Source organism: Streptomyces sp. NPDC048411 (assembly GCF_040704695.1).
In the GTDB taxonomy this organism is placed as follows: Bacteria; Actinomycetota; Actinomycetes; order Streptomycetales; family Streptomycetaceae; genus Streptomyces.
The window spans coordinates 1-6,988 of sequence record NZ_JBEZKL010000228.1 but is presented as its reverse complement, the minus strand read 5'-3'; the positions used below and the strand labels follow the sequence as shown (position 1 = coordinate 6,988).

General features: G+C 68.9%; 9 protein-coding genes and 2 pseudogenes. 5 read left to right on the top strand and 6 right to left on the bottom strand.

Features of this window, described 5'->3' with window-relative positions; genetic code table 11:
- The first annotated feature begins 98 nt into the window (after positions 1-98).
- Positions 99-491 (top strand): hypothetical protein, encoded by a 393-nt coding sequence (locus AB0915_RS37595; RefSeq protein WP_366695679.1) that lies wholly within the window; start codon positions 99-101, stop codon positions 489-491.
- 217 nt (positions 492-708) lie between these two features.
- Here AB0915_RS37595 and AB0915_RS37590 read toward each other — a convergent pair whose 3' ends face one another.
- Both AB0915_RS37590 and AB0915_RS37585 read right to left on the bottom strand, forming a co-directional pair.
- Positions 709-1,269 (bottom strand): hypothetical protein, encoded by a 561-nt coding sequence (locus AB0915_RS37590; RefSeq protein ID WP_366695677.1) that lies wholly within the window; start codon positions 1,267-1,269, stop codon positions 709-711.
- A gap of 202 nt (positions 1,270-1,471) precedes the next feature.
- The gene (locus AB0915_RS37585) at positions 1,472-2,098 is read right to left on the bottom strand and encodes an IS6 family transposase (protein WP_366695681.1); all 627 of its coding nucleotides are present in this window, start codon (positions 2,096-2,098) and stop codon (positions 1,472-1,474) included.
- A gap of 58 nt (positions 2,099-2,156) precedes the next feature.
- Here AB0915_RS37585 and AB0915_RS37580 point away from each other — a divergent pair.
- The 3 genes and pseudogenes from AB0915_RS37580 to AB0915_RS37570 form a co-directional block, all read left to right on the top strand.
- Positions 2,157-2,471: pseudogene (locus tag AB0915_RS37580) on the top strand (DDE-type integrase/transposase/recombinase); the annotation flags it as partial.
- Positions 2,472-3,009: 538 nt separating this feature from the next.
- On the top strand, positions 3,010-3,354 hold the full coding sequence (locus tag AB0915_RS37575) for a hypothetical protein (protein WP_366695676.1): 345 nt from the start codon (positions 3,010-3,012) through the stop codon (positions 3,352-3,354).
- 2 nt (positions 3,355-3,356) lie between these two features.
- Entirely contained in the window at positions 3,357-3,755 is a 399-nt protein-coding gene (locus tag AB0915_RS37570; protein ID WP_366695674.1) for a DUF6233 domain-containing protein, read from the top strand.
- A gap of 19 nt (positions 3,756-3,774) precedes the next feature.
- Here the strand turns inward: AB0915_RS37570 and AB0915_RS37565 are convergent.
- Positions 3,775-4,014, bottom strand: a pseudogene (locus AB0915_RS37565) (hypothetical protein); the annotation flags it as partial.
- A gap of 183 nt (positions 4,015-4,197) precedes the next feature.
- Between AB0915_RS37565 and AB0915_RS37560 the strand changes: the two are divergent.
- Positions 4,198-4,989: a sporulation protein gene (locus AB0915_RS37560; RefSeq protein ID WP_366695672.1), complete on the top strand. Its 792-nt coding sequence runs from the start codon at positions 4,198-4,200 to the stop codon at positions 4,987-4,989.
- On the opposite strand, the gene AB0915_RS37555 is transcribed toward AB0915_RS37560, so the two are convergent.
- From AB0915_RS37555 to AB0915_RS37545, 3 genes are all read right to left on the bottom strand, one after another.
- Positions 4,986-5,309: a hypothetical protein gene (locus tag AB0915_RS37555; RefSeq protein ID WP_366695670.1), complete on the bottom strand. Its 324-nt coding sequence runs from the start codon at positions 5,307-5,309 to the stop codon at positions 4,986-4,988. The two genes, AB0915_RS37560 and AB0915_RS37555, sit on opposite strands and share 4 nt — an antisense overlap.
- Before the next feature lie 2 nt (positions 5,310-5,311).
- Positions 5,312-5,650 (bottom strand): hypothetical protein, encoded by a 339-nt coding sequence (locus AB0915_RS37550; RefSeq protein WP_366695668.1) that lies wholly within the window; start codon positions 5,648-5,650, stop codon positions 5,312-5,314.
- A 247-nt stretch (positions 5,651-5,897) separates the two neighbouring features.
- The gene (locus AB0915_RS37545) at positions 5,898-6,569 is read right to left on the bottom strand and encodes a DUF3800 domain-containing protein (protein ID WP_366695666.1); all 672 of its coding nucleotides are present in this window, start codon (positions 6,567-6,569) and stop codon (positions 5,898-5,900) included.
- Positions 6,570-6,988: the final 419 nt, after the last annotated feature.

Below are 6,988 nucleotides of genomic sequence, written 5' to 3'. Positions count from 1 at the left end.
CGAAGCGCTCATCCTGCTCATCCATGGAAATTTCCTTTCTGATGGGGATCGGCCGGGCCTGCGGTGAGCCGACGACCTTCCGTGATACGGAGAGACCCATGAGTTTTGACATCTACGTGTGCCGGTTCGAGAACGGTGAGCCGGCGCTGCTCGACATGAACGCCGCACACGAGGTCCTCGACCCCCATGTGGTGGCGCGGGACCCCGGGCTGCACTTCCTCCAGGTGAGCACGGGAACGGGGGAGATGGCGGACGTCTATTTCAGCAGCCCCACCAACATCACCTTCAACCGTTTCGGAGGGGAGGGGGTCATGGACCTCCTCGCAGGGCTGCTGCTGCGGCTCGACGCGGTGCTCATCGTTCCCGGCGGGACCGTCGTCCTCCAGCGGGAGGAAGACGAAGAGTTGCTGCCGGCGCCGCTGAAGGAAGGCTGCACCACGGTGGTCGCCCGTACGGGCGCGGAGATCACGGAGGTGATCCGGGCAGCGTGAGCCCATGACGGAAGGGGCCTTTCCGTACTTACGGGCGCGGCGCGTCAGCCCGCCGTCAGCCGGACAGTCACCCTGGCAAGGCGAGCGTTACCACCGGGGCCCGGAGCGCCGGGCTTTCGGAGGCCGAGACATTGCAGGGCCGAGAATCACCGGGCCGCCCCCTGCTCAGGGGCCCCGATGTTCCGCGTTCCGCCGTGCCCGCGCCGCCCGGCCGCGGTCACGGTCGTTCTCCGACGTCCCCGTCCGCCGCTTCGGGCCGGTGCAGGGGCAGTTGGTCCCCGCTCCGGCCCGCGTGCTCAGCCCGGCGTTGGTGCTCATGCGTGCACGGCCGTGGTCCCGTACGGCACACCACCCGCACCGGGCCCAGCAGCTCGTACGCCTGACGCTTGGCGGCGCCGAACACCGGCGCGTCGGCCACCCGCAGCCGGTTCAGCAGCGTCGTCGCCAGCTCCACCTCGATGGTGTTGGGGCCGTGCCGCAGCCGCGATCCCAGGTCCACCACCCGCGTCACCTGGTCCGCCGGCGGAAGGGCGTGGCCGTTGACGCGGATACGGAAGGTGTCGCACACCTCGCCCAGCTCCAACCGTGCTCCGGTCCCCTCGGTCCACTCCCTGCCCGGGGTGAAGGTGGCGCGGTAGGTACCCACGCCCGACACGTCCTCCAGGCCGGTGATCTGCGACCACGGCAGCAGCCCGTCCGGCAGCGACGGTTGTGCTGCACATGGACGGTCTCGGTGGCGCTGGAACCCGGCCGCCAGTCCTCCACGTCCAGCTTCCACGACTCCAGGGCGAACGGCGCGGGCACCTCCGGACGAGGGCGTCCACCGAGCGTCCGTTGTCGAACGTGGTGCGACAGGAGCCCGCATTGGCGGCCCGCACCTCGAACGTCCGGCCGTCGGCGGTGACGACCTCGTCGGCCGACGTCGCGGTGACGTCCCGGGCGAAGACGCCACCGGAGGGCCCGGGACAGCCGCACGATGCTCACGGCACCCGGCGCCAGGTCCACCGTGAGACGGATTCACCCGTCTTCGGTGCGGGGGTACGCGGCAAGCGGCGTGACCGAACCGGTAAATGGGTCCAGCAGGTGGGGGGTGCCCCTATCTCTTTCGTCAAGCCCCGGGGAGGATGCGGGTCATGACGCGAGGGGACCAGGGGCGGGATCGGATGGGCCGGACGGCGGTGCACTATGCCGCTTTGAACGGTGACCAGCACCCTCGGTACCCGGCACTGCTTCTTCATCAGCTTGGCCATGAACCGCTTGGCGGCCTTGGCGTCCCGCTTGGACTGCACCAGGATGTCCAGCACAGTGCCGTCCTGGTCCACCGCCCGCCACAGGTACTGCCGCTTGCCGTTGATCTTGATGAAGACCTCGTCGAGGTGCCATTTGTCACCGGGCCGCGGCCGGCGGCGGCGCAGCCCGTCGGCGTAGGCCTGGCCGAACTTCGCACACCAGCGGCGCACGGTCTCGCAGGAGACGATCACGCCGCGTTGGAGCATCAGTTCCTCGACCTCGCGGTAGCTGAGCGGGAACCGGAAGTACAGCCACACGCAGTGGGAGATGACTTCGACCGGGTAGCGGTGCCCCTTGTACGGCGGCGCCGGGTTCACCACGACGATCCCCCTCCAGCATGATCAACCCGAAGATCCAACCATGTCATCCGCCAACGTGACAGCGCCGCTCCGCTCATATGGCGTCGCCCACCGGGAGCTGATGCCCTCGGTGGAACACCGTGCTCACAAAGGGCTGAACAACCGGGCCGAGAACTCTCACCAACCCACGAGACAGCGGGAACGGGCCATGAAGGGCTTCCGCAGCGCCGGCGCCGCCCAACGGTTCCTGTCCGCGTTCAGCAGCATTTCCCCCCACTTCCGTCCCCGGCGACATCTCCGCACCGCCGCCGAACACCGCCTCGAGATGACCATCCGCTTCACCGTCTGGGACCACATCACCGAGAACATCTGCCGGCCGGCCGCGGCCTGAACGGGCACCGGAACCACACCCCAGCACGCTTCGAAGCTCTACCGACCAGTCATCCGCCGTCAACGTGACAACGCCAAACATCGACATCCTGGGCCGGCCTCCCGCACCGCGGGCAGCCGGTCCCCGCACTTCCCATCCTGCCCGGAACCGGCAGAGCTCCGGTGCTGCGAGAGGGCGTCACCCAAAGACTGGAGCCTGTACGGGAATGATCCTGACTGGTTGACCGTTCATCAACCTGTGGGTACGGAGGGGACAGTGCCCCCGGGCCTCACCTCTAGCCCATGGGGAAGATCGTTCGGCTGAAGCCCCATGGAGCCCTCCGCCGAGAGGCGACCACCCTCCGTACCGCACACAGGACTGCCCCGACTGGCCTCCCCCGGACCAGCCGGGGCAGTCCTGTGTCTGCAGCCCACGGAGGTGTGCGGGCCGTGAAGCGGTGCTCCGTATCCACTCGGGTCAGAGTGCATTCCTCCGACAGAGGGATTCGCTGGAACGGTCAGCGCACCGCTCGCAAATCGAACGCACGTACCATTCATGTGTGCCCACGTACGACTTTCCCCAGGACCTCCGCGACGCCCAGCTCGCACTGCACCAGACCCGCGCCGCATACGAGCAGTACGCCACCACGCTCCCGTGGTCGGCTGCGCCGATGCCCGGCTGGGAGAGCGAGAAGCAGCCGTACACCAGTTTCCGCTCCGGGAAGGCGGACAGCCCCGGGTATACGGAGGAGCAGGCCGCGGAGGTCGCCGACTTCCAGGAGAAGCTGCGTCGGCTGAGCGCCCTGGTGGCCACGCACTCGTACCGGACGACCCTCGAAGGCGGAGTAGTGGACGCCCGGATGGCCCTCAAGCACGTCCACGAAGCCGCGGACGAGGCCGCGTAGCCATGTCCGACCCCGGATCGATATCCCGCCTCGACAAGCTCCGGGCCCTTGAGGAGTGGCTGGACTGGCAGCTGCGCCAGACCCAGGGCCGGATCCGGGAGCTCAAGGCCCAGGAGCGGCAGGAGCATCAGCAGGAGGAGCAGCGGGCACGGGAGAGGCGCGAGCAGGGGAAGCCGCGGGTCGAGGAGCGACGTAGCAGGGAGCGGCGCCCGCGTACCCCGGACTGGGGCATCGACGACATCGGTGTCGGCACCCGGCAGTCCGAGGTCCATTGTGGCGACTGTTTCACCGCCGGAAAGCGGCTGCGGGCGATCAGCCGGGAGCAGGCGCTTGCCGCTCGCGCTGACGGAGCCCCGGCCTGTGAGGTGTGCCGGCCGGACACTGCGCTCGGCGCGCTGTGATCAGTGCCCGGTCGCACCCCAGCTCGCCGAGGACGGAGAGTCCGACGACGTACGCGATGCCCCAGCCCGGGATGTCGAAGACGTCGCGCAGCACCTGGTCGCTGTAGCCCACGTAGACACCGGAGGCCATGGCTATGCGCCACAGGCCGGACGGGACGGCGCACAGCGCGATGGCGTGGGCGGCGCGGCGGGCCCAGGCGGGGGCGGGAGCAGGGGCGAAGACGGGGCGAGGGCCGGTCGCTGGCGTCATGACGTCCATGCTGGCCCCGGCCGTGGCCGCCGCATGTCGGTCGCGAGGTCGAACTGCCTCCACCGCACGGGGGAGGACGCACCCGCTACAGGGATGAGCCAAGGGGAGCCAAGAGGAGCCACGGACCGGCCTTTTGAGCAGCGGTTATGCTGCGGCCGCAGGCACATGCACAGCCAGGGGAGGGCGCGCGAGATGGGCTTTCGCAGACTGTTCGGGATCGGCAACGGGAACGGCAACGGCGGCAACGACGACCCGCCGGAGATCGACACGCAGATCACCACGTTCCACCTGGTGCCCGGGCAGGACATCGCGGGGGAGGTCGTCCTCAAGGGCGGCAGCCAGGGTTTCAAGATCGATCACCTCAACCTCGATGTCGTGGCCAAGGGCTACTACTACAACGGCACGATCACGGACGACGAGGTGACGGGTCTGAACGTCCGTCGCTACTCCCTGACCGTGGCGCCCGGCGCGGAGGAGCGGGTCCCGTTCAGCGGCCGCCTGCCCTGGGAGTGCCCCGTCACCGAACTCGCCGGACAGGCGCTCGGCGTGGACGTGTCGCTGACCACCTGGCTGCAATGGGAGTCGGAATCCCCGGTCCGGGACCTGGACTTCCTGCACATCGCGGCCCCGCCGCTGTACGAGGCGGTCCTGGACGCCTTCGCCGAAGAGGGGTACCGCGTCAACGGGTCCCAGCTCATCGACGAGTACATCCCCGACGCGGAGGCGCGCAGGGGCCTGTACCAGATCTTCTTCGTCAGCGACCCCGGGCGGGGTGCGGACCGGTTCGCGGAACTGGAGATCGTCTTCCACCAGAACGCGGTCGGCGCGATGGTCTACGTCCGGCGCGCCGCACGCTCCACGTTCCAGTGGAAGGAGAAGCCCCCGGTGCGCTCCTTCCCAGCCGCGCACCACGAGGCCGGGCAGATCGACCTCGGCGAGCGGGTACGTAAGACGCTTGCCGCGCTCGCGCTCATGGACGGCTAGGCGTCGCCGCAGGTCGCAGGCGTCATCATCGGCGGCGGCAGCGCCGGCGTCGTCGCCGCTAGCCCGGCCCCGGCCGCCCGCGGGGTGCCGATGCCGATTTCGGTGATGCCCCAGTCCGGGGTACGCGGGCGCCGCTCCATGGCCTGCTGCTCCTCGGGCCGGCGGCTCCCCTGCTCGCTCCGCGCCTCGCCCAGCGGTTTCTCCTGCTCCTGCGCCTCAAGCTCCCGGATCCGACCGCGGGTCTGGCGCAGCTGCCAGTCCAGCCACTCCTCAAGGGCCCGCAGCTTGTCGAGGCGGGACATCGATCCGGGGTTGGACACGGCTACGCCGCCTGGACCTCGTGGGCGTGCTTGAGCGCCATCCTGGCCGCCACCACACCGCTGCCGAGCGTCGCCCAGTACGGGTGAGTCGACACCTCGATGCTCAGCCGGAGCAGCTCATCCTGGAACCGGCGCACTTCCGCGGCCTGCCCCTCCGTGTACCCGGGAGAGTCGCCCTTGTGGGACCGGTAGTTGCTGTGGAGCTGCTTGTCGGCCTCCCACCCGGGCATCGGTTCGGCCGACCACGGCAACGCCTGCGCGTACTCCTCGTACGCGGCGCGGGTCTGGTGCAGCGCGAGCTGGGCGTCGCGCAGGTCCTCGGGAAAGTCGTACGTGGGCACACATGAATGGTACGCATGTTCGATTTCGGGATGCGAACGGCGCGCTGTCCGCTCCGGCGAATCCCCTCTGCTGGAGGACCTTGACCGGCAGGGCGCGCGAGCGCACGACGTCGATGCGCGGAGCGTCATTCGGGTGTGACGCTGCGCGCTGTGTGGCATACTGATTGTGCAGACCTGGCCTACGTACGTGGGAGCACCGGGTCTAGCTTCCTCAAGGCCCGGCCAATGTGCCGGGCCTTTGTGTTTCTCAGATCCGGCGCGAAGCTGCGGCGGCAGGCAGCTGCTGGCTCCACCAGTCCCACATGAAGCCCTTGCCCGGGTGCCGCTGGACGACCTGGTACGCGGTGTACGCGAGCAGGTCGGCGGCCTGGACCGGCTGGCTGTTGTGCGAGCCGATGAACCAGGGATCCTCGACGATGTGCCGGGTGGCCAGCCGTAGCTTGCGGTGCTCGCGCTGGTAGGTCAGATCCGACCCGTCCCCGTCCCTGACGATGATGCCGTGGTCGCCGGCCGCGCCGAGCCGGGCGTCGATGTCGGCCAGCAGCGCCCCGTACACCGCCGCGCGCTGGTCGTAGTAGGCCCGGCCCTTCTCGTTGGTGTGCCGCCACACCGCGCCCACCCGCGTGCCGGGCATGGCCGCAATGGCGGCGAGGTTGGCCTGGGCCACCTGGCGCCGGTTCCTCTTCTGGCGGTTCCACGCTCTTCTGGTCGACGGGGTTCCGCGGCCGGGGATGAACTGCGTGGCGTGCAGCTCGTAGTCGGCAGGGATACCGGTGTCCGCGTACAGCTTCTTGCGGAAGTTGAGCAGCAGGCGCAGAGCTGCGCTCCAATGTGCGAGGTCGATCTCCGCCCAGCCGTAGACGACGTACCCGGTGCTCTCCGCTCCCGAGTCGTCGATGTAGAAGATCCTTGCTGTCACCTGCTCAACCTACCGATCGGCCCTTCTCGGGAAGGGAGTTATCCACAGCAACCAATCGGGGTGCCGGTAAGAACCGTGTCAGTGCTGTTGTTTCGGACGGAGGTGGAAGACCACCGCCGCTTCGCCGCCGTAGCGGTGGGGTGAAGCTGGAGGCAGCCTGAACCGGGGATCGCTGGGGAGGGCGAGAGCAGTGCCTAGCAGCTACTGCACCACCGGGGCTCCTTCGCGTCCGTGTACCGGGCGTTCGACACACTTGAAGACTTCGAGGCCACAGGAAACGCGCGGGAAGTCCTTGCGCTCCAGGGGCGCAGCAGAGTTGCGCGGCTAACCCACCGTTGCCAGATCTTGAATGCGGCCCCCGCGGCTGATGGTCTGCGACCAGACCACGCCCCGCCCATCGGCGGGGCGTTCCTCTTTCC